Origin of the sequence: Methylocapsa palsarum, assembly GCF_900114285.1 — a bacterium.
GTDB lineage: Bacteria > Pseudomonadota > Alphaproteobacteria > Rhizobiales > Beijerinckiaceae > Methylocapsa > Methylocapsa palsarum.
Window position 1 is genome coordinate 369178 of the sequence record NZ_FOSN01000001.1, and the last position, 20797, is coordinate 389974.

The 20797-nt window shown below is 62.0% G+C and carries 29 protein-coding genes; 23 read left to right on the forward strand and 6 right to left on the reverse strand.

Going from position 1 to position 20797, the window contains the following annotated elements; translation table 11 throughout:
- Positions 1-13 precede the first annotated feature (13 nt).
- The 14 genes from BM177_RS01765 to BM177_RS01825 all read left to right on the forward strand — a co-directional run bounded on the left by BM177_RS01765 (position 14) and on the right by BM177_RS01825 (position 6536).
- A complete protein-coding gene (locus BM177_RS01765) occupies positions 14-556 on the forward strand; it encodes a hypothetical protein (RefSeq protein WP_091676589.1) in 543 nt (180 codons plus the stop codon).
- Complete coding sequence (locus tag BM177_RS01770) at positions 546-1319, forward strand: 4Fe4S-binding leucine-rich repeat protein (protein ID WP_091676593.1); 774 nt, start codon at positions 546-548, stop codon at positions 1317-1319. Before BM177_RS01765 ends, BM177_RS01770 begins: the two co-directional genes overlap by 11 nt.
- Entirely contained in the window at positions 1316-1636 is a 321-nt protein-coding gene (locus BM177_RS01775) for a nitrogen fixation protein NifZ (protein ID WP_091676598.1), read from the forward strand. Before BM177_RS01770 ends, BM177_RS01775 begins: the two co-directional genes overlap by 4 nt.
- Positions 1633-1872: a nitrogen fixation protein NifZ gene (locus tag BM177_RS01780; protein WP_091676602.1), complete on the forward strand. Its 240-nt coding sequence runs from the start codon at positions 1633-1635 to the stop codon at positions 1870-1872. Before BM177_RS01775 ends, BM177_RS01780 begins: the two co-directional genes overlap by 4 nt.
- 16 nt (positions 1873-1888) lie before the next feature.
- A complete protein-coding gene (locus BM177_RS01785; protein WP_091676607.1) occupies positions 1889-2248 on the forward strand; it encodes a DUF3024 domain-containing protein in 360 nt (119 codons plus the stop codon).
- Between the two features lie 59 nt (positions 2249-2307).
- Positions 2308-2565, forward strand: coding sequence for a hypothetical protein (locus BM177_RS01790; RefSeq protein ID WP_091676610.1), 258 nt, complete (start codon positions 2308-2310; stop codon positions 2563-2565).
- A gap of 4 nt (positions 2566-2569) precedes the next feature.
- Positions 2570-3778, forward strand: coding sequence for a DegT/DnrJ/EryC1/StrS family aminotransferase (locus BM177_RS01795; RefSeq protein WP_091676614.1), 1209 nt, complete (start codon positions 2570-2572; stop codon positions 3776-3778).
- A gap of 188 nt (positions 3779-3966) precedes the next feature.
- On the forward strand, positions 3967-4275 hold the full coding sequence (locus BM177_RS01800) for a 2Fe-2S iron-sulfur cluster-binding protein (RefSeq protein ID WP_091676619.1): 309 nt from the start codon (positions 3967-3969) through the stop codon (positions 4273-4275).
- 131 nt (positions 4276-4406) lie between these two features.
- On the forward strand, positions 4407-4622 hold the full coding sequence (locus tag BM177_RS01805; RefSeq protein ID WP_091676622.1) for a hypothetical protein: 216 nt from the start codon (positions 4407-4409) through the stop codon (positions 4620-4622).
- An 87-nt stretch (positions 4623-4709) separates the two neighbouring features.
- Positions 4710-5159: a Rieske (2Fe-2S) protein gene (locus BM177_RS01810; protein ID WP_091676625.1), complete on the forward strand. Its 450-nt coding sequence runs from the start codon at positions 4710-4712 to the stop codon at positions 5157-5159.
- A gap of 39 nt (positions 5160-5198) precedes the next feature.
- Positions 5199-5513: a DUF6156 family protein gene (locus BM177_RS01815; protein ID WP_244532029.1), complete on the forward strand. Its 315-nt coding sequence runs from the start codon at positions 5199-5201 to the stop codon at positions 5511-5513.
- A gap of 42 nt (positions 5514-5555) precedes the next feature.
- Positions 5556-5723 (forward strand): hypothetical protein, encoded by a 168-nt coding sequence (locus BM177_RS19870; RefSeq protein ID WP_175492453.1) that lies wholly within the window; start codon positions 5556-5558, stop codon positions 5721-5723.
- 94 nt (positions 5724-5817) lie between these two features.
- Entirely contained in the window at positions 5818-6243 is a 426-nt protein-coding gene (locus BM177_RS01820) for a group II truncated hemoglobin (protein ID WP_091676632.1), read from the forward strand.
- A gap of 53 nt (positions 6244-6296) precedes the next feature.
- Complete coding sequence (locus BM177_RS01825) at positions 6297-6536, forward strand: hypothetical protein (protein ID WP_091676634.1); 240 nt, start codon at positions 6297-6299, stop codon at positions 6534-6536.
- Positions 6537-6773: 237 nt separating this feature from the next.
- On the opposite strand, the gene BM177_RS01830 is transcribed toward BM177_RS01825, so the two are convergent.
- From BM177_RS01830 to BM177_RS01850, 5 genes are all read right to left on the reverse strand, one after another.
- Complete coding sequence (locus BM177_RS01830; RefSeq protein WP_244532030.1) at positions 6774-6986, reverse strand: hypothetical protein; 213 nt, start codon at positions 6984-6986, stop codon at positions 6774-6776.
- A gap of 174 nt (positions 6987-7160) precedes the next feature.
- Positions 7161-7823 (reverse strand): 3-oxoacid CoA-transferase subunit B, encoded by a 663-nt coding sequence (locus BM177_RS01835; protein WP_091676636.1) that lies wholly within the window; start codon positions 7821-7823, stop codon positions 7161-7163.
- Positions 7824-7849: 26 nt separating this feature from the next.
- Positions 7850-8557: a CoA transferase subunit A gene (locus BM177_RS01840; protein ID WP_091676640.1), complete on the reverse strand. Its 708-nt coding sequence runs from the start codon at positions 8555-8557 to the stop codon at positions 7850-7852.
- Between the two features lie 230 nt (positions 8558-8787).
- Entirely contained in the window at positions 8788-9519 is a 732-nt protein-coding gene (locus tag BM177_RS01845; RefSeq protein WP_091676645.1) for a class I SAM-dependent methyltransferase, read from the reverse strand.
- 8 nt (positions 9520-9527) lie between these two features.
- Positions 9528-10025: a copper chaperone PCu(A)C gene (locus BM177_RS01850; RefSeq protein WP_175492454.1), complete on the reverse strand. Its 498-nt coding sequence runs from the start codon at positions 10023-10025 to the stop codon at positions 9528-9530.
- A 147-nt stretch (positions 10026-10172) separates the two neighbouring features.
- Here BM177_RS01850 and BM177_RS19875 point away from each other — a divergent pair, with 147 nt between their 5' ends.
- A complete protein-coding gene (locus BM177_RS19875) occupies positions 10173-10328 on the forward strand; it encodes a hypothetical protein (RefSeq protein WP_175492455.1) in 156 nt (51 codons plus the stop codon).
- Positions 10329-10973: 645 nt separating this feature from the next.
- The gene (gene ldtR, locus BM177_RS01855) at positions 10974-11486 is read left to right on the forward strand and encodes a transcriptional regulator LdtR (RefSeq protein WP_091677487.1); all 513 of its coding nucleotides are present in this window, start codon (positions 10974-10976) and stop codon (positions 11484-11486) included.
- Between the two features lie 75 nt (positions 11487-11561).
- Here the strand turns inward: ldtR and BM177_RS01860 are convergent, their stop codons facing one another.
- The gene (locus tag BM177_RS01860; protein WP_244532031.1) at positions 11562-12398 is read right to left on the reverse strand and encodes a nucleoside deaminase; all 837 of its coding nucleotides are present in this window, start codon (positions 12396-12398) and stop codon (positions 11562-11564) included.
- 404 nt (positions 12399-12802) lie between these two features.
- On the opposite strand from BM177_RS01860, the gene BM177_RS01865 reads away from it, so the two are divergent.
- The 7 genes from BM177_RS01865 (at position 12803) to adh (ending at position 20787) form a co-directional block, all read left to right on the forward strand.
- Positions 12803-14143 carry a L,D-transpeptidase family protein gene (locus tag BM177_RS01865; protein ID WP_091677491.1) on the forward strand — a complete coding sequence of 447 codons (1341 nt, stop codon included), beginning with the start codon at positions 12803-12805 and terminating at the stop codon, positions 14141-14143.
- 211 nt (positions 14144-14354) lie between these two features.
- Positions 14355-15659, forward strand: a complete 1305-nt coding sequence (gene glyA, locus BM177_RS01870; protein ID WP_091676656.1) for a serine hydroxymethyltransferase — start codon at positions 14355-14357, stop codon at positions 15657-15659.
- Positions 15660-15878: 219 nt separating this feature from the next.
- A complete protein-coding gene (nrdR, locus tag BM177_RS01875) occupies positions 15879-16403 on the forward strand; it encodes a transcriptional regulator NrdR (protein WP_091676659.1) in 525 nt (174 codons plus the stop codon).
- Positions 16400-17533 (forward strand): bifunctional diaminohydroxyphosphoribosylaminopyrimidine deaminase/5-amino-6-(5-phosphoribosylamino)uracil reductase RibD, encoded by a 1134-nt coding sequence (ribD, locus tag BM177_RS01880; protein ID WP_244532032.1) that lies wholly within the window; start codon positions 16400-16402, stop codon positions 17531-17533. Before nrdR ends, ribD begins: the two co-directional genes overlap by 4 nt.
- Position 17534: 1 nt before the next feature.
- Positions 17535-18161, forward strand: a complete 627-nt coding sequence (locus BM177_RS01885) for a riboflavin synthase (protein ID WP_091676664.1) — start codon at positions 17535-17537, stop codon at positions 18159-18161.
- Entirely contained in the window at positions 18158-19108 is a 951-nt protein-coding gene (locus tag BM177_RS01890) for a phosphate acetyltransferase (RefSeq protein ID WP_091676667.1), read from the forward strand. The genes BM177_RS01885 and BM177_RS01890 overlap by 4 nt, the downstream gene beginning before the upstream one ends.
- Before the next feature lie 158 nt (positions 19109-19266).
- Positions 19267-20787, forward strand: coding sequence for an aldehyde dehydrogenase (adh, locus tag BM177_RS01895; RefSeq protein WP_091676670.1), 1521 nt, complete (start codon positions 19267-19269; stop codon positions 20785-20787).
- Positions 20788-20797: the final 10 nt, after the last annotated feature.

Here is a 20797-nt window from a genome sequence, read left to right on the forward strand (position 1 = left end):
GAGGAAAGATAGCATGAGCGGCCTCGCTGGAAATCAGATCTCGCCGCCGGCGCCCGATGACGACGCCGCACTGGTGGATGCGCTCCTTGGCAAAGGGCTTTGCGCCATTGCCGAGGATCATCTGCGCCAGGCGGGGCTGGCCTATGATCAGACGGAGGTCGCCGAGAAACATCTCGCGGCGGCCGCGACGGCGGCGCCCGGACACGCCGCCGTTTTGATCGGATTTTACCGTTTCTATTTTTACAAGGGCCGTCTGCGCGAGGCTTTGGCGGTTGCGGATCTTTGCCTTGAAAAAGCGTGCCGCGACAATCGTCTGCCCATGGACTGGCGGAGAGTGAAATCGTCGGACGCCAGCTTCAGCGATTACGGAGAGATGTTGCCCCGGTTTTTCATGTTTACGCTCAAGGGCTACGCCTATCTGAACCTGCGGCTGGGCGACGTGACCGAAGGTCTCGCCGCGGTCGAAAAGCTCCTGGAACTCGATCCAAGCGACAAGATCGGCGCGCGGGTTCTGCTCGAAGTCATTGAACGGGCCAGCCAAGACGATGACGGATGAAATCGACGAAGCCAGGGATTGGCGAGGAGAGAATATCGAGTGCGGCGCCTGCGAGCAGAATGCTCTGCTCGCGTCGGGCAAATGCCGCCTGAAGCATGCCTGCGTCCATGATCGTTACGCGCGCCGGATCGACCGGTTCTTCAACTGGAATCCCGTGCTGGCGAATCATTATCTGTCCCATCCTCACTTCGAAGTCAGGGCGATCGCCTCGAAACACGCCGATGTGTTTTTGCTGCGCCCGCTTCTCGACGATCCGGAAGAGACCGTGCGCTGGAATGTCGCGCGCCGCTTGCCGAAGCGCCATATCCTCAAGCTGAGGCATGATCCGCACCGTGAAGTCCGCATCCGCATCGTGTCCTTGCTGGACGATTCGGAATTGAGTGAAATGATCTGCGACCCCGATTATTACGTCAGGCAGGCGGTCGCGCGGCGCGTTGCTCCGCCGCTGCTGGCGCGCATGATGTTCGACGAGGAGCAGGAAGTCAGGCGCGCCGTCGCGCGCCGGCTTCCGCAGGAATGGCTGTTGCGGATGTCGGATGATCCAAGTCCCGAAGTCCGGATCGAGATCGCGCAGCGACTTGCCCCCGATCTCCTGGCGAGAATGCAGGCGGACCCCGACTGGAGGATCCGTTATGAAGCGGCGAACCGCGCGCCGGCGCCCTTGATCAAAGGCCTTCTGAACGACGCCGATGAGTTCGTTCGCGAGATGGCCCGCTCCCGCGTTTCGGAACGGCCTGAGCTTTTAACGGGAATGACATCATGAGCAACATTGTCCGCGACAGCGACGTCGTCGAATTGAGCGCGCCGCCCTATTTCAACTTCGGCGAAAAAGTGAAGGCGAAGCGGGCGATCCGCAATGATGGAACCTACGCCGGAAAGGAGATCGGCGATCTCCTCGCCAAAAAAGGCGAGGAAGGCTACGTGGTCACCATCGGAACGTTTCTGCAGCAATTCTACATCTACGGCGTCGAATTTATCGAAAGCGGCAACCGCGTCGGCATGAAGCGCAAGGAGCTTGAACCGGCGCGGCCGAGAGAACAGGTTGACGAAGATCTGCCATTGCCTGGAGCCGCGAAATGATTGATCCGCGCCTGCCCAAGTTCCAATGGGGCCAACGCGTCCGCACGCTCATTGATCTCCATAACGACGGTTCATTTCCGGACGCCGTTCCCAAAGCTCTCCTGGTGAAGAGCGGGGACCTTGGAGAAATCGTCCAGGTCGGACAGCACGAAGAATCGAGCACCCCGGTGTATCTCGTCGAATTCGCGGAACATCTCGTTGTGGGCTGTCTGGAAGAAGAAATCGCTCCCCTGTAGAGAACGGACCGAAGATATGGCCGCGGCGATTGTCTTGACGTTTGGGGCGGGGCTGAAGCCTCATCCCAACGACCTCGACAGAAAGCGGATCGAGCGAGCGCTCAAGGCGCGCAAGCGATACAGATACGTCACGCCGAACGTGTTGCCAGCGCCAGAGGGATACCGGATCGAAAGCCCGTGCTGCTCCCGCAATATCGATCCGGAGGGAGGAACGATTGATGTCGCTCTCGTCACCTATGACGCCGAGCCGCGTCAATGGCGCCTTCATCGCAAGGATCATTCAACCGGGACATGGGTGTTTCACAGCGCCTACGACCGCCTTCCCGCGCTCCTCGACCTGCTCAACGAAGATGAGGGGCGGGTTTTCTGGCAATGATATTGCACTGCTACACATTGCGTAAGAAATCAACGTTGTGAAAGTGTCGGGGTCTCAACATGGCTGTGAGCGGAGATGAGTTGGCGGCGATCGGAGCGCTTCTTGCCCAAAGCACGGAGCCAAATCCTGTCGCGCAATTGCGGCGTGAATTTCCAGGCCTGTCCTGGACCGCGTGCGACGCGTCGGACGTGACCGACGAGCCGTTTCAATCGTTTCCCTTGTTCGATCTGCATCTCTTGAACAGCAAAGACCATTGCTCGCAAATCACATCGGACCCTGCGCAGGCGACTGGACTCATTCTGGCGCGCCGGAGCTAGCATCATGACCCAGCCCATCGCAGCCCTCGCGCCCGCGGACGCAGATGAACCCGACGAAGAAGCGATCGATGAATCCGCGATCCTTCTCTCCGACCCGGATATCACCGAAGCCGAACTTGAAGCTGTAGCAGACGTGTTGCGTTCGCCTAGACTGGCGGGCGGGCCGGTCGTCGAGGCCTTCGAGGCGGCGTTCGCCGAATATCTTGGCCGCAAATATGCGGTCGCGACGGCGAGCGGCGGAATGGGCCTCCTGCTCGCGCTCAGAGCCTACGGCGTCGGTCCGGGCGATGAAGTGATCGCATCGCCGCATTCGTATCGCGAAACGGCCCACGCGATCAGTCTTTCGGGAGCTCGTCCGGTTTTCGCCGACATCGATTACTGGGCTGGCACCATAGCTCCGGAAAAGGTCAAGCTGCGGATCACCGACAAGACCCGCGTGATCGTTGGAGCCAATGCGAACGGGCATCCGGCCGCCTGGGCGGGCCTTCGAGCCCTGGCGACCGCGCATGGCCTTGTCCTGATCGAGGATTCGACCGAGGCGATTGGTTCGAGGTATCAGGGCGCTCTGGTCGGATCGTTCGGCGATGTTTCCATTTTTGATTTTTCGCAGCCTGGCGCCCTGACATGCGGCGAAGGCGGCATGGTGGTCACGGACGATATCGATATCGCCTCCGCGCTGCGGCGGCACCGGTCGCGCCGCCTGAATGAACGCTCCTCTGTTGTTGTTACGGCGACGGCGCCGTATCAAGCCGGCATCAGCGATCTGTCCGCCGCGCTCGGACTCGCCCAGATCAAGCGGATCGATGAAATTCTCGAACGGCGCCGGCTGGTGGAGCACCTCTACTACAAGCACGTGCAATCGTTTGAAGGAATCAAGGATCCCTACATCGCGCCCGAGGTCACGGAGATCAACTGGTTCCTGTATCTCGTCCATCTTGGCACCCGGTTCTCCCGGTCAAGCCGAGACTCGATCGTCGAGGATCTTCGCGTCGAGCATGTCGAGGCTGTAGCCTACAGCGCGCCGCTTCATCTCCAACGTCATTATTTCGATCTCGGCTACCGCCGCGGCGATTATCTGGTGACGGAGAAAGTCGCCGACCGCGCTGTCGCGCTTCCGTTTCACACTCATCTCACGGAAGGCGAGATCGAGTTCATTGTGGGAACGATGAAGGACGCTTCTGTCAACGTCGGCGCCGGAGCGGCCATCTACTAGAGCGCTTTCCGATCGCATGCGCTCATGCGATCGATCAGAAATCGCTCCAGAGTTAAATGCTTGAGAATATTCTTGTCGATTGAATTGCTTCGATCCGATCGGAATATGCTCCAGGCGTTGAAATCAATACGCGAAAGCGCAGAACAACCAATAGAGTCGCCAAGAATAGAGCCAAAAGGAGAGAAAGAATGTCGTTGATTACTGTCATGCCGTCCGGAAAGTCGTTCGAGGCCGCCGAAGGCGTGACGCTTCTTGCGGCGATCCTCGCCGCGGACGAAAACCTCAGCCACAATTGCGAGGGGAAGGCGGCGTGCGGGACATGTCACATCTTCGTCCATGAGGGACGCAAGGGCCTGTCGAAGGTCGCCCGGGAAGAGAATGAAAGGCTCGACGCCATTGTGGGCGTGGGCTCGAAGTCGCGCCTCGCGTGCCAGGCGAAGGTTCTTGGCACGGAAAATATCAAGGTTGAACTGCTGGGCTTCGGCTCGGGCGTCTAGAGCATATTCCAATCGGATTTGAATCAATCCCATCGAGAAGAATATGCTCAAGTATTTAACACTGGAGCGATTTCTGATCGATCGCATGACTACATGCGATCGGAAAGCGCTCTTGGATCCTGGAGAACGTCATGGAATCCCCGAAAGTCGTCATTCACGCCCGGTTCTCACCGGATGGCTCTGTTGTCGAAATCGGCGAGCGGCCGACCGGAATGGACCCCCAGGCGTGGTTCAATATTCTGAGCGACAAGGCTGCGTCGTCCTATCAGGCTCTGGCCGGCGGGCGCGGAGTGTTCCGCGTCACTCGCGCCGAAGTCGACGCGATTAAGACGGAAACCGTCGGTTAGTTCTCCGCCCGCACAGTCAGCTCTCGTCGCCGCGATAAAAAGCGGGGATCAAGAGCTGGCTGTGGGACGGAAACGCCGGGAAAAGTCATGCCAGCACAAAACCACGAGGTGTTCGTGATTTGCGCCGCCAACGCAATTGCGCCGGGCGATGCGAAAGCGTTCAGCTTGTGGAAAATCGACGACGCGGGCGAGACCCGTCCTTTCCCCATCGTCGTCGCCCGGAAGAACGCGGCTGAGTTTTTCAGCTACGTGAATGTCTGCCCGCATGCAGGCGTCTGGCTCAATGTCGGCGATGGACGCTTCCTCGATTCCGAAGGCGCGTTTCTTCAATGCGGGCGGCACGGGGCGAAATTCGAGATCGACTCGGGTCTTTGCGTTGACGGCACGTGCAAGGGCGCGAGCCTTGAGCCGGTCGCCGTGGCGATTATCGGCGGCGACGTCTGCATCTGCGGCGTCTCGCTCGTTGAGGAAGATTCCTTCCCGGATCCCTTCGACGACGATGACGACACAATGGAAATCACCATCTGTCCGGATTGACGTCCGGCGGCGATGGTTTGCGGCTAAAGGCTGGAGAAAATGCGCGCCATGGAGACGAAGGCCAGCCAGAGCCTACGCTATTTCACCACCTATACCGGCGTCGCGCTGCCGTTTCGGCTGGTCAATCCGATCGAAGAGGCCGAACTCGCCAATCGCAACACCTTTATCCGCGCTTCGTTTGACGAGAGCGGCGCGCTCATTGCGTTCGACAAAATCGTCTATGGCGAAATCGAATTGTCGCACCGCTACGCCTATGACGAAAACGGAACATTGGTTGGTGCTGAAATCGTCATGCCGGAGGAAGAGCCGGTGGTCTTGCGCTTCGACGGGGCCGCCGCTGTTTCGGAGACTTAGGGGATAGCAGCGGGGGATAGCAGCGATGGAAGAAAACCGCCAATGACCGTTGCTCAACTGATCGAGGCCCTTGAGCGGATGCCGGGCGAAGCCGTCGTTTTGATGGACAGCGGCGGAGGCTTCTCTCTTGTCACGGCGCTGGAGTTTGTGCCGGAGCAGGGGCCGGCGGCGCCAGCGGAAGTCATTCTGCTGCCGAATATGGACGAATGAGCTAAATTGCGCGCAACCAGCCTTGCTGGTGTTCGGCGCGGTGGGCTTCGCCGCCGCCGCCGGATGAGCGGGCGGGAAGCATGGAGCAGAGTCAATGAGTGTGGTCGAGGCGCAAAGCATGTTCGAACGGATTGGCGGAGCGCCCGTCATCGACCGTCTTGTCGAGGGCTTTTACGCCAGGATGGAGACCCTCCCCGAGGCGAGGGGCATCCGCGACATGCATACCGAGGAGCTTGGGCACATCAAGATGGTGCTCAAGCGCTATCTTTGTGAATGGATGGGCGGCCCGAAGCTTTATTCGGCGGAAAAAGGTCATCCTCGCCTGCGCCAACGGCACATGGGTTTCAAGATTGGCGCGAGCGAGCGCGACGCCTGGCTGCTGTGCATGAGCGGAGCGCTCGAAGAGACGATCGCCGAGCCCCGCGCACGGGAGGAGATCTACACATTGCTCGCTAAGCTCGCGGACTGGATGCGCAACCAGTCCGGCAATCCACATGACGCCGGCTCCGAACGCCCTTGACGCCGACGGCTCAACATCGCGCCTGAAACCTTTGACAGGCTGGAGGATCCTCCATGCTTCCGACGACCATTCTCATCGATCAAAAGCCGCGCTGCGTGGTTCGTCCCACTGATATGAAAGCGCTTCAACGTTTTCTTCGCAACGCAAGAGCCTACCTGCAGGCTGAAAATCCGGCGGGCGCGATCGCTCACCGCGAGGCTGAAGACGTCGAGGTTTTCAAATGGCGTGACGCGCTGGCGCTTCACAAAGCGGGAGGAGGGTCCGAAGACGACTTCTTCGGCGTGCCGCTGTGAGGAGGGAGTTCGCCCTGAAAAGCGCTTCGGCGCCCAAGGCTGTCGACCCTGCCGGACAGGCCAGATCGCGGCCGAGCGTGGCTCTGGCCGCGAGTGGCGAAGGACGAACGGCAAGGGAGTTGTCGCGACGCCTCGCGGGCCTGCCTTCAGGGCCGGGGTGCGAAACCGAACCAGGACTGTCGGTTTCAGGCCGCCGCCCAGGGCCGCTCGTCCGGCGTCGGGCGGATCTCGAAGAAACTAGATGATCGCCCGGCAGGCGTGAGAAATCCGAGCTCTCTGCGCCTTCAGGCAGGAGTGAATCCGGGCGTGATCTGGAATGACGGGCCCGCACAGCCGCATGGCGTCGCCCTGGCACGCTTGCTGCTGATGCCGGGTGTAGCTTGACGCGGCGCCTGTCAGGCCGATGGAAAAGGCGATCGCGGCGAGCCCGCAATTCATGGTTTTCAGCATAGGTCGCAACTCCTCAGGTTTTTCATGACGCCGATAGCAGGTCCGGTCGGCCCCGGTCGGACGATTTCAAAGGTCTGTTATAAATGAGCTTGGTCTACGTCGCTCGAGGCGATGGCGTGGCGAGGATGGGCCGTGGCCGTCGCGTCGCGCCAGGCGCTGGCCTCAGCGCCAATTCTACGCAGCCCGTGCGGCGAGACCTGGGGCGATCTTGTAGGTCGCTTCCGTCTTTTCCTTGATCTCGTCCAGCGACACGCCGTCGGCGAGCTCCGTCAGCGTCATGCCCGTTCCGCCGAGCTTGTCGATCTGGAAAACAGCGAGGTCGGTGATGACCATATCGACGACCGCGGTGCCGGTCAGCGGCAGGCTGCAGCGATGCAAAAGCTTCGATTGCCCCTTCGCGGTATGCTCCATCACGACGACCACCCGCTTGACGCCGGCGACGAGATCCATCGCGCCGCCCATGCCTTTCACCATCTTGCCGGGAATCATCCAATTGGCGAGGTCGCCGTTCTCGGTGACTTCCATCGCGCCCAGGATGGCGAGGTCGATATGGCCGCCGCGGATCATGCCGAAACTGTCCGCGGAAGAGAAAAAGCTCGTCGTCGGCAGCGCGGTGACGGTCTGTTTTCCGGCGTTGATGAGGTCCGGATCTTCCTCGCCTTCGTAGGGAAACGGCCCCATGCCCAGCATGCCGTTTTCGCTCTGCAACTGAACGTTCATCCCTGCGGGGATGAAATTCGCGACCAGCGTCGGAATGCCGATGCCAAGATTGACATAAAACCCGTCGCGCAATTCCTTGGCCGCTTGCGCCGCCATCTGATCCCTTGTCCAGGCCATCTGGGTCTCCTTTATCCGCGGCGGTTCTAGGCGGCGGCGCGCGGGCGTGTGGTGCGTTTTTCAATCGCCTTAGCGACGTCCGGCGTGTGGATCAGACGCTGCACGAAAATGCCCGGGGTATGGATCGCGTCGGGATCAATCTCTCCGGCGGGGACGAGATGCTCGACCTGCGCCACGGTGATTTTGCCGGCCGTCGCCATCATCGGGTTGAAGTTCCGCGCCGTCTTGCGGTAGACGAGGTTGCCTTCGGTGTCGCCTTTCCAGGCGTGAACGAGCGACACGTCGGCGACGAGCCCGCGCTCCATGACGTAGGTCGCGCCGTCGAACTCGCGCGTTTCCTTCCCGTCGGCGATGATCGTCCCGACGCCCGTCTTGGTGAAAAACGCCGGGATGCCGGCGCCGCCGGCCCTGATCCGCTCCGCCAGCGTGCCTTGCGGGTTGAACTCCAGTTCAAGCTCCCCTGACAGATATTGCTGTTCGAACAATTTGTTCTCGCCGACGTAGGACGACACCATCTTCCTGATCTGCCGGGTCTCGAGCAACAGCCCGAGTCCCGCGCCGTCGACGCCGGCGTTGTTCGAGATCACGGTCAGATTTTTGACGCCAGTGTCGCGAAGCGCCTTGATCAGCGCCTCGGGGATGCCGCAAAGGCCGAAGCCCCCGGCCATCAAAGTCATGCCGTCCGCGACGATATCGGCGAGAGCGGCCCGCGCGTCAGGGAAAATCTTGTGCATGCCGGCGGCCTGTCCTCGAAGCGACGTCTTGGGTATGAGAGGTCTTGGGAATGAGAGGTCTTGGAATTGTCTTGCGATGAATGAATTGCCTTGCGATCCCGGATCCCTTGCGGGGCGATGCGCGGGGGGAACGACGCGCAAGGCCGTGAACCAAACGGCAGGTTGAACGCCAGACCTGACGCACCCTTATCATAGGAACGAATAGATGATCCAGCGCCCATTCAGCAAGATCAGGCGGCTGGCTTTCTCGCGCTCACAAGGGCGTTGACGCCGTCGCGGAAGAGGACTTCAACCGGATCGAACCCCAGCGCCCGCATCGCATCGAGAGAGGGGCCAAGCCGCATGATGTGATCGGCGGATTCGTCGCTGAACAGATGGATGATCCATTGCTCCAGCAGATCGTAGCGGTTGAGGGCGGCGAAGGTCTTGAAATAATGCCGCGCCTCGTCCTGGGTCAGCCGGGTGTGGCGGGCCGTCTCGTCGAGCGCGTAACGGTCGCCGTTGACGAAAATCCCTCCGGGCTTAAGCACCCGGAAGATTTCAGCGAGCACCCGAAGCCGATAGGGTTCAAGAAAATTATGAATCGTATAGGCGGACGCGACAACGCTGGTCTCGCCTGACGGAAGCGCCGCCAGTCCGGCGAGCGCATCGGCTTCGACCAGCCGAACCCGCCCCTCGTCGATAAAATCCGCCAGACGGTCGCTCGCCTGGCTCAGCATCGCGGGTTCGTTGTCGAGCGCCGTGATCAGTGCGCCGGAGCGCCGCAAAAGCGCGCGCGTCGTCACGCCCGTGCCGCAGCCGAGCTCCGCCACGTTCAGAGGGCCGGGCGGCAGGGCGGCGACGAATTCGCCGACCCGGTCGCTCATCGCGGCCGCGGCCGGGCAGATCACGTCGAGCATGTCGTATTCGGCGCCGATCTGTCCGGAGAACAGACGCTCGGCGGTGGCGGAAAGTTCAGTCATTGCTGGATTTACATCCCATGGTTCGCGTCAGCCGGGTCTTCTTTCGGCGCGGTGTCGTCGGTTTCGACCATGAAATGAACCGGGGCGCTATGCTGTTTCTCGAAAATGAGGGTTCCTGGGACCATGGCGTCCTCGGATAAGGTCTTGGTGATCTTGCCGAACTTGAATTGATAGGTCGTCGGGGTCAATTCAATGCTGCCGTGGGGCTTGATCGTCAGTCCGTCGATGGGCTTCGACGTGAAATGGCCGTCCCGCTCGGTCAGCTGGTACAACGTCCCGGCGCCGGCGCCTTCGACGGTGGCCCCGATGAGACGCTCCGGCTCGTCGCTCTCATTGCTGATCTCGATCACGCAGCCGTAGGTCCCGGCCGCGCCTTCGGCCGCCGCCTTGATCCAGGGATGGGCGATTTTCAAATGGCCGACGATTTCCTGATGCGCCCCCAGCGGCGAAGTCAATGCGAGCGCGAGCGCGACCGGCAATAAACCTTTCGAAACCGAAATCTTCATTGGCGTCCTCTTCCCTGTTCGACCAAGAGTCGACATTTTATTGATTGATCCTTAAGCACGAAAACCGCGGGACGGGCAAGGATCGAGCGCCGGCGGCGAAGCCGGCTGACGAGTGGAAAACCGCAGAGGGCGAGGAAGAGATTGAAAATGAAATCGTTTACGGCGACGCCTCTGATGAAGAAATTGATGTTCGCGGCCGTGCTCCTCGTCGGCGCCGTGGTCTGGAAGCTCGGCCTTAACTATCTCGAGCAACCCGCCGAAGATCCCTACGAGATCGAAAAAATCGAAGTCAAACCGATCTAGAGCATATTCCGATTGGAGTGAATCCCTCCAATCGACAAGACTATGCTCAAGTTTTTGACTCCGGAGCGATTTCTGATCGACCGAATCATCACATTCGGCCGGAAAGCGCCCTAGACGGAATTGCGGGCGGGCCGGAGACGCGAACCCGGTCGCCGAGCTTGCCGTTTCATCCTCGTGGGTCTGTTCCGCATGCCGCCCGAAAGGGGGCGCCTGGCGGCGGGCGCTGTGCTGCGAGCCTCGCCCGCGTCATGATCGCGTCGCTGCACGCTCACGGATGGTCGCGATGGTGAGACGCTGACGCGCGCTGGCGAAAGACCGCGGTCGGCCCGATCCAAACCCTCCCCGATCAACCGCTCCCGGATCACCTCCTGCGGCATGTCGCGGCTCAGACGCGAAGCTTCGGGTTCACGGAAAAGCGCTCAATTTATAAAATTGAAAGTGTCTGGTGGTATTCATCTCGTTGGCGCAACCAACGCGAATCAGCGCTTTTGTAAACAAAAAGTTTAGCCGGGCGACAGCTTATATAAACAAATAAGCCTGCGATTTAGGTTGTTATTTAATCTGGCTTTCAGTTGTCGCCAGTACTCTAAGTTCATTCCTCGCGCGGACTGAAACAGCGCCTTGGTGAAAGCACGAGGTTTGATCATGGTCCTTGCATTGAAAAGCGAAGTTTCGCAGATTCGCACCGAACGAATTGCCCAGGTGCGTCCGATTTATCTCGAAGCCCTGACGCTCGTCGAGCGGCTGCACCGGCGCCTTCTCGACGTGATCAAGGATGAATTCGACCGGCGCAGCCGCAGCGACGTGAACGCGATCCAGGCTCTGCTGCTGTACAACATCGGCGACAAGGAACTCACAGCGGGAGAGTTGCGCACGCGGGGATATTATCTTGGCTCCAATGTCTCCTATAACGTCAAGAAGCTTGTCGAGACCGGCTATCTTCATCACTCGCGTTCGCGCGTGGATCGCCGGGCGGTCCGCATCAGCCTCACCGACAAGGGCCGCGACGTCCATACAATCGTCGCGGGCCTCTATGAGAAGCACATCGGCACTGTCGAGAAGATCGGCGGCATCTCCCGCGACGAGTTCGGTCAGCTCAACCTCGCTCTGACGCGGCTCGAGCGTTTCTGGACAGATCAGATCAGGTATCGGCTCTGAAACAATCAAGCGCCGGCTTCTTAAAAAGAACGGCGGTCCTGAAAGTCGGCGGGACGCTCAATCGAGCCGATCATCTCAATAGGGGTGACGATCCTTTTTGGCCTCCCAGGCGCGAAAGGCCGTCAGGCCGATCTCCCGCTCGAAATCCGGCGTCACTGCAATGCTGCGCTCATTCCAGGGCCGCGTGAAGTCTTCATACTGGAAGGCGTCGTCGAAACCGATGTGACTCGTGTCCTCGAGGCTCGCGCCGAAATAGACATGGTCGATGCGCGCCCAGTAAATCGCGCTCATGCACATCGGGCAGGGCGCGCCGTTGACGTAAATCTCGCAGCCCTTCAGCATGCGCGCCCGCTCCGGCGAGCGGTCGGGAGACCCAACCTCGCGCGGGATCATTTCCAAAATCGTGCCCGCGCCGTAGTCGCTGCCCAGCAGCGCCTTGGGGTTCAGTTTGGCCGACGCGTCGATGATCGCAGTGATCTCGGCGTGAAACACGGGACAGCCGGTGAGGAGAACCCGATTCTGGCCGCGTCCGATGATTTCTCCATTTTTGACGATCACGGCCCCGAAAGGTCCGCCCCAGCCCTTCTCGACCGATTCGGTCGCGAGCCGGGCCGCCTCCTCCATAAATTTGCGCTTGTCCGGGTCGAGCGTCGAGGGGCCGGACTTGGACGGGTCTGATTTGGAGAGGTCTGCCTTGGAAAGGTCGGACTTGGAAGCGGAGGATTTGGAGCCGGAGGATTTTGACGATCCGGTTCCGGAAGTCCCGGCGCTGGGCGCTCCCGTCCTGGACGACTCGGCGGCGGCCGCCGAAACCGGCAGCGCGGTCGCAGCCAAGCTTGCGGCTGCCGCTGTTGCGCCAAAGAAGGCGCGCCGTCCGGCGTCGTGAGGCAAATCGCAGGCGCAGCGTTTCATGACATATCCCTCCGCGCCCGGGGGATGTGGCGGAAAGATCGGCCGGACGCTCGCCACCTTAGCAGCTTAGCCCATGCGCCGCCCTGTCGCCGCCTTAAAATCGCCGCCCTATTTGCTCCTTATTAACCATTAAGAAGCTAGATCGATTGAAACAAGCGTATGCGCCTCTTTAGTTTTGTGAACGCAGGAAGCTTGGCCGGCGGTTTGGTTGACGGCTTGGTCGGCGACTTGGCCGAAAGCTTGGCGATTCGTTGATCTGGCGCCGTCTCGCCAGGGTTTTTTGAGGCCGCTTGCGTTTCAAGCGGAGTCCGGCGGGCCTTGGTCTGCGCGCGGTTTGAGATTTAAGTTTGGAGTTCAAGGTGAAGACACGTTCAAATCGCTCGGCGCAAGGTTTGGCGCAAGGTTTGGCGAATGGCCTCGCGCGCCGCATTGCTCTGCGCGGACCGGCGTTCGCCGCTCTCCTCGTTGGTTTCGGTTCGATTTGCGCCTCGAGCGTCCAGGCGGGATCGGGGGATGGATATTACGGCGGACAGGCGGAATGGGCGCAGCGCTACGACGCAGACCCCCGGCTGATCGTCAAGCGTTCGACGACGCCGGTCCTGTCGCCGCAGACCATGGCCGCGACCGAACAGGCGATCGAAACCTACCGCGAGATCGTCTCGAACGGCGGATGGGGAACCGTGCCGTCTGGTCAGTCGATGCGGCTTGGCGCCAACGGAGCGGCGGTCGTCGCCCTGCGCAAACGGCTCGTCGCCTCCGGCGATCTCGACCGCTCGGCGGGAGCCTCGTCCATCTTCGACTCTTACGTCGACGCCGGGGTCAAGCATTTCCAGGCCCGTCACGGCCTGCTCGAAAACGGCGTGGTCGGCAAGGAGACGCTGGCCGCGCTCAATGTCTCGGCCGACGTGCGGCTGCATCAGCTGGAGACCAATCTCGTCCGGCTGCGCTCCTATTCGGGCAATCTCGGCGATCGCTTCGTCACGGCGAATATTCCGGCCATGGCCGTCGAAACGGTCGAAAACGGCGCCGTCGCGACCCGGCACGCCGCCGGCGTCGGCAAGATCGACCGCCAGTCCCCGGTCATGATGACCAAGGCGATCGACATCAATTTCAATCCGTTCTGGACGGTTCCGCCTTCGATCGTCCGCAAGGACCTCATTCCGCGGATGCAGAAGGACCCCAATTACCTCAGCGACCACAAAATCAGGATTTACAGCAAGGACGGCCAGGAAACTCCGTCGAGTCAGATCAACTGGAATACGCTTGAGGCGACGAATTACACGTACCGGGAAGATCCGGGCGACATGAATTCCCTCGGCGTCGTGCGGATCAACATTAATAATCCCTATGGGGTCTATATGCACGACACCCCCGAAAAAGGGATTTTCGGGGATGACGACCGGTTTGTCTCCTCAGGCTGCATCCGGGTCCAGAATGTCCGCGATTATGTCGCCTGGCTTTTGAAGGACACGCCCGGCTGGGACCGGCCGCACATTGACGAGGCGATCCGGTCCGGACAGCGCGTCGACGCCAAATTGTCCTCTCCCGTTCCGGTCTACTGGGTTTACGTGACGGCCTGGGCGTCTCCGGACGGCCTCATCCAATTCCGCGAGGACATTTACCAGCGGGATGGTTTCGCGCCGGCCGCCGCCAATTCCTCGCCGGTCCCGCAATTGCCGTCCGTCGCCGTCCAGAAGGCGGCGAGCGTCCGCACCCTTGACCCGATGAGCGACGAACCGCAATAGTCGGCCGACTGACGGCAGGCCGGGGCGGCGTTCGCGCTCGCAAAAAGCCGCAACGGGCCGCCTTCACTCTCGCGCCTTGTCATGCTATGGGCAGCGACGATTCAATTTCCCCGAACCTGGGCGAGCGCGCCGGCGTCGAAATTCGCGGCGCGCGGCCTGCAAATCTCGACATCGGCCACGCGCCGTCCGCAATTTTAAGGAGCCCCCGCATATGAGCCAAACCAACGCCGAAGCTGGCCGGTCCGCTCCCAATTCGTTCTTCGAAGCGAGTTTGACACAGACCGATCCCGAAATGGCCAAGGCTGTCGAACAGGAGCTTGGCCGCCAGCAGCATGAGATCGAACTCATCGCTTCGGAAAACATCGTGTCGAAGGCTGTGCTTGAGGCGCAAGGCTCGATTCTCACGAACAAATACGCCGAAGGCTATCCGGGCCGGCGCTATTACGGCGGCTGCCAGTTCGTTGACATCGCCGAGACCCTGGCGATCGAACGCGTCAAGCGCCTGTTTGATTGCCAGTTCGCCAATGTGCAGCCGAATTCCGGCAGCCAGGCGAACCAGTCGGTGTTTCTGGCGCTGGCGCAGCCGGGCGATGTGTTCATGGGCCTCGATCTCGCCGCCGGCGGGCATCTGACCCACGGCGCCTCCGTGAATCTGTCGGGCAAGTGGTTCAAGCCGGTGCATTACGGCGTGCGTCCGGACGATCACCGCATCGACATGGATGCGGTCGCGCGTCTCGCCGAGCAGCACAAGCCGAAGATCATCATCGCGGGCGGCTCGGGTTATTCGCGGCACTGGGATTTCGCGAAGTTCCGGGAGATCGCGGATTCAGTCGGCGCCTATTTCATGGTGGACATGGCGCATTTCGCCGGTCTCGTCGCGGGCGGCGTCCATCCCTCGCCGTTCCCTCACGCCCATGTCGTCACCTCCACGACGCACAAGACCCTGCGCGGTCCGCGCGGCGGTCTGGTGCTGACCAATGACGCCGATATCGCCAAGAAGATCAATTCGGCGGTGTTCCCCGGCCTGCAGGGCGGACCGCTCATGCACGTGATCGCCGCCAAGGGCGTCGCTTTCGGCGAAGCTCTGGGGCCGCAGTTCAAGATCTACGCGCAGCAGGTCGTCGCCAACGCGAAGGTGCTGGCCGCGACGCTTCTCGACGCCGGTTTCGCCATCGCCTCGGGCGGAACCGACAACCATCTGATGCTGGTCGATTTGCGGCCGAAGCAGCTGACCGGCAAGGCCGCCGAAGCGGCGCTCGGGCGCGCGGGCATTACCTGCAACAAGAACGGCGTGCCGTTCGACACCGCGAGCCCGATGGTCACGTCCGGCATCCGGCTTGGAACCCCGGCGGCGACCTCGCGCGGATTCGGGACCGCCGAATTCAAGAAGGTTGGCGAACTCATCGCCGCCACCTTGGACGGGTTGTCGAAAAACGGCGATGCGGACAACGGCGCGATCGAGGCCAAGGTCAAGGCCGAAGTGAGCAGCCTGACGACGGCGTTCCCGATCTACTGACACGGCTGCGGCGCTTAGAGCATATTCCGATTGGATTGAATCAATCCAATCGACAAGAATATGCTCAAGTTTTTGACTCTGGAGCGATTTCTGATCGATCGCATGATTTCATGCGATCGGAAAGCGCTCTAGGAGCGCCGCCTGAAACTGGACCTGGAGGCGCGGCGATCGCGCCTCCGCAAAACGAGGCGCATCCCGTTCACATGAGGCCGGAGCGCCATGCGTTGCCCTTATTGCGGTAGTCTCGAAACGCAAGTCAAGGATTCGAGGCCGACGGATGACGCCTCGGCCATACGTCGCCGTCGGGTCTGCCCGGATTGCGGCGGGCGTTTTACGACGTTCGAGCGCACCCAGCTGCGCGAATTGACGGTTCTGAAAAAATCCGGCCGCCGGGTTCCCTTCGAGCGCGACAAGCTGATGCGGTCCCTCGCGCATGCGCTGCGAAAACGCCCCGTCGAGCCCGACCGGGTTGAACGCATGGTCAACGGCATCGTGCGGCAGCTCGAAAGTCAGGGCGAGAGCGAAATCAAAAGCGAATATATCGGCGAACTCGCCATGGAAGGTCTTCGCGCCCTCGACAGCGTCGCCTACGTCCGTTTCGCCTCGGTGTATCGTAATTTCCGCGAGGCGCGCGATTTCAACGACCTGATCGATGAACTCGCGGTCGAGGAATGCGCCGCGAGCGAGGAGGGCGCCGCTCAACCCCCTCCGGCCAAGAACGCCCGTCCTCCGGGCCGGGCATGACCGATCGCGAAGCCCCTCCACCGCCCCTGTCGGACGATTCCCGGTTCATGGCGGCGGCTCTCGCGCTTGGCCGGCGCGGCCTTGGCGTCTGCGCGCCGAACCCGGCGGTCGGCGCACTCATCGTGAACGAGGGCGTCGTTGTTGGCCGCGGCTGGACGAGGCCGGGCGGGCGTCCCCACGCGGAAACGGAAGCTTTGCGCGAGGCGGGCGGTTCCGCGCGCGGCGCGACGCTTTACGCGACATTGGAGCCCTGCAGCCATCACGGGGCGACGCCGCCTTGCGCCGAAGCGATCGTCGCCGCGGGCATTTCGCGCGTCGTCTTCGCGGTCGGCGATCCGGATCCTCGCGTCGCAGGGGGCGGCGAGGCGATCCTGGCCGCCGCAGGGATCAGCGTGACAAAAGGAATCCTCGAGAACGAAGCCCGGCGGGCGAACCTTGGTCATATGCTGCGGATCGCCGCGAACCGGCCGATGGTTACGCTGAAACTCGCCATGACATCGGACCTTTACGCAGCCGGTTCGCACCACGACCCGCGCCTCGTCATTACCGGAGCCGCCGCGAACGGCCTCGTTCACATGATGCGGGCGATGCATGACGCGATCATGGTCGGGAGCGGAACCATTCTGGCCGACGATTCTCTGCTGAGCGTCCGGCTTCCCGGGCTCGAGGCGCGAAAGCCTCTCCGAATCGTTCTCGACAGCGAGCTTCGCCTGCGGATCGAGTCGTTTCTGGTCGCCACCGCGCGCGACATCCCGTCGCTGGTGATCGCGGGAGAGGGTGCCGGCGAAGATTCCGCCGCGCGGCTTCGCGGCGCCGGCGTCGAGGTGGAATTCGTCCCCCGCGACGCGTCTGGCCGCGTCAGCCTTCACGCGGCGCTGGAATTGCTCGCCGCGCGCGGGCTGACCCGGATTTTCAGCGAAGGCGGCCCGCGATTGGCCGCCGCCCTGATCGAGCAGGGCCTCGCCGATGAAGTGAACCTTCTCACCTCGCCAAAACCGCTCGGCCGGGACGGCGTTCTGGGCCTTTCCCCTCCGACGGCGGCGATCCTCGCGGACGCCGCCCGCTATTCCTGCGTCGAGGCGAGGTCGATCGGCGCCGACCGGCTGGCGCGTTACGAAAGAGCGCTCTGACGTGTTCACAGGTCTTGTCAGCGATATTGGAATGATCGAAGGCGTCGAGCCGCGCGGACAATTGCGGCGCGTGCGGATCGTCTGCTCCTATCCCGCCGAAACCATCGCCGAGGGCGCCTCGATCGCCTGCGGCGGTCCCTGCCTGACCGCTGTGGCGGTCGCCGGCGTTCAAGACGGAAGAACCGCATTCGAGGTCGACGTCGGCGCGGAAACCCTCGCGCTCACGACCGCTCGCCGCTGGACGCCGGGAACCCGGGTCAATCTCGAACGCTCGCTGAAGCTCGGCGACGAACTTGGCGGGCATATGGTGACCGGCCACGTCGACGGCGTCGCCAGGATCGTCTCGGTGGATGAATTCGACGGGATGAAGCGGTTCGCCATCCGCGCGCCGCGACATCTCGCCAGATTCATCGCGCAGAAAGGTTCGGTCAGTCTCGACGGAACGTCACTGACGGTGAACAGCGTCGAGGAGGATCTGTTCTCCGTCCTTCTCATTCCGCATACGCTCAAGGTGACCACATGGGGCGAGCGGCGGGCTGGCGACGAGGTCAATCTCGAAGTCGATCTCATGGCCCGCTATGCGGCGCGGCTCGCCGATGACAAAGGGCTTGCGGGGAACCGGTCATGACCAACGCCCGCGCGCACGAAAAATACGACGCGCTGATCCAGCGCTGCGAGGGCCTGTCGCCGCTGCGCACGGCGGTCGCCCATCCCTGCGACGAGACCTCGCTGCGCGGCGCGCTCGCCGCCGCAAAGGCACTGCTGATCGCTCCGATTCTTGTCGGCCCGGGAGCAAAGATCAGCGCGCTGGCCGCCGCGCAAGGGCTCGATCTTTCCGGCCTGAAGCTGATCGACGTTCCGCACAGCCACGCCGCCGCCGCCGCGGCTGTGGAGCTGGTGCGCAAGGGCGAGGCCGATGCGATCATGAAGGGAAGCCTGCACACCGACGAACTCATGGCGGAGGTCGTCAACAAGCAGACCGGCATCCGGACGGAGCGCCGGGTCAGCCATGTCTTCATCATGGACGCGCCGAATTATCCCAAGCCGCTGTTCATCACCGACGCGGCGATCAATATCTTTCCCGGCCTCGACGACAAGAAGGACATCGTCCAGAACGCCATCGACCTCGCCATCGCGCTGGGAATCCCGCGGCCGAAAGTCGCGATCCTGTCGGCGGCGGAGACCGTCAACTCCAAAATCCCTTCGACCGTCGACGCCGCGGCGCTCTGCAAGATGGCCGAACGCGGCCAGATCACGGGCGGGGTTCTGGACGGGCCCCTGGCGCTCGACAACGCCATCAGTCGGGAGGCGGCGCTGGCCAAGAACATCAAATCCGAGGTTGCGGGCGACGCCGATATTCTGATCGCCCCCGATCTCGAGGCCGGCAACATCCTCGCCAAGGAGCTGACCTTTCTGGCCGGCGCAGACGCCGCCGGAATCGTGCTCGGCGCGCGCGTCCCGATCATCCTGACAAGCCGGGCGGACACGCTCCGCACAAGGATGGCGAGCTGTGCGGTCGCGGCGCTTTACGCCGCCGCCCGGCGCGCCGCGCTCGCGGCCAAGCTTGGAGGGTGACGGCGGCTGCGCGCCAGCGGGCGAGCGTGACCCCTCTTCCAATGCTCTGGCGTGGTGCTAGACTCTCCCCACATCAATAAAAAGCGCGTCCAGCGTTCAAGGCCGCTCAAGCAAGGCTGCGCAAAAGACGACGCGCCCGAAAAAAGGGAGGCAGTTCAATGGTCGACAAGGTTCTGGCCGACATCGCGCATGAGATCGCCATCCGGCCCCATTACGACAATTTCATCGGCGGAAAATGGGTTCCTGCGGTCAAGGGCCGGACGTTCGAGAATATCTCGCCCATCGACGGACGCGTTGTCTGCACCATCGCCCGCTCCAGCGCCGAGGACGTTGAACTGGCGCTCGACGCCGCGCACGCAGCCCGCGCCGCCTGGGGACAGACCTCGCCGGCCGAGCGCTCGCTCGCGCTTCTGCGCATCGCCGACCGCATGGAGCAGAAGCTCGAACTGCTGGCGATGGTCGAGACCATCGACAACGGCAAGCCGATCCGCGAGACCAAGGGCGCGGATCTGCCGCTCGCGATCGACCATATCCGCTATTTCGCCGGCTGCATCAGGGCGCAGGAGGGCGGCCTCAGCGAGATCGACCATGATACAATCGCTTATCATTTTCACGAGCCGCTGGGGGTGGTCGGCCAGATCATTCCGTGGAATTTTCCGCTGCTCATGGCGATCTGGAAGCTCGCGCCCGCGCTCGCGGCGGGCAATTGCGTCGTCCTGAAGCCGGCCGAACAGACGCCGATGAGCATCATGGTTCTCGCCGACATGATCGGCGATCTGCTGCCGCCCGGCGTTCTTAACATCGTCAATGGATTTGGCGTCGAGGCGGGCAAGCCGTTGGCGCAGAACAAAAGGATCGCGAAGATCGCCTTCACCGGCGAGACGACGACGGGGCGGCTCATCATGCAATACGCCTCGGAGAACATCATCCCGGTGACGCTGGAGCTTGGCGGAAAGTCGCCGAATATTTTCTTCGAGGATGTCGCCGCGCAGGACGACGAGTTCTTCGACAAGGCGATTGAGGGCTTCGCGATGTTCGCGCTCAACCAGGGCGAGGTCTGCACCTGCCCCTCGCGCGCGCTGGTGCATGAAAAGATCTACGACCGCTTCATGGAGCGGGCGATCGCGCGGGTGAAAGCGATCAAGCAGGGGAATCCGCTCGATCCGGCGACGATGATCGGCGCGCAGGCCTCGAACGACCAGCTCGAGAAAATTCTATCCTATCTCGACATCGGCCGTCAGGAAGGCGCCAGGGTGCTGGCGGGCGGCGCGCGCGCTGACCTTGGAGGGGATCTCTCGGGCGGATTCTACGTCCAGCCGACGGTCCTCGAAGGCCATAACAAAATGCGCATCTTCCAGGAGGAGATCTTTGGTCCCGTCCTCTCGGTCACAACATTCAAGGACGATTCCGAGGCGCTCGAGATCGCGAACGACACGCTCTATGGCCTCGGCGCGGGGATCTGGACCCGCGACGGGACCCGGGCCTACCGGTTCGGGCGGGCGATTCAGGCCGGGCGTGTCTGGACCAATTGCTACCATCTCTATCCCGCCCATGCAGCGTTCGGAGGCTATAAGCAATCCGGCATCGGACGCGAGAACCACAAGATGATGCTCGACCATTATCAGCAGACCAAGAACATGCTGGTGAGCTACAGCCCGAAGGCGCTCGGGCTGTTCTGAGCGGGAGAGG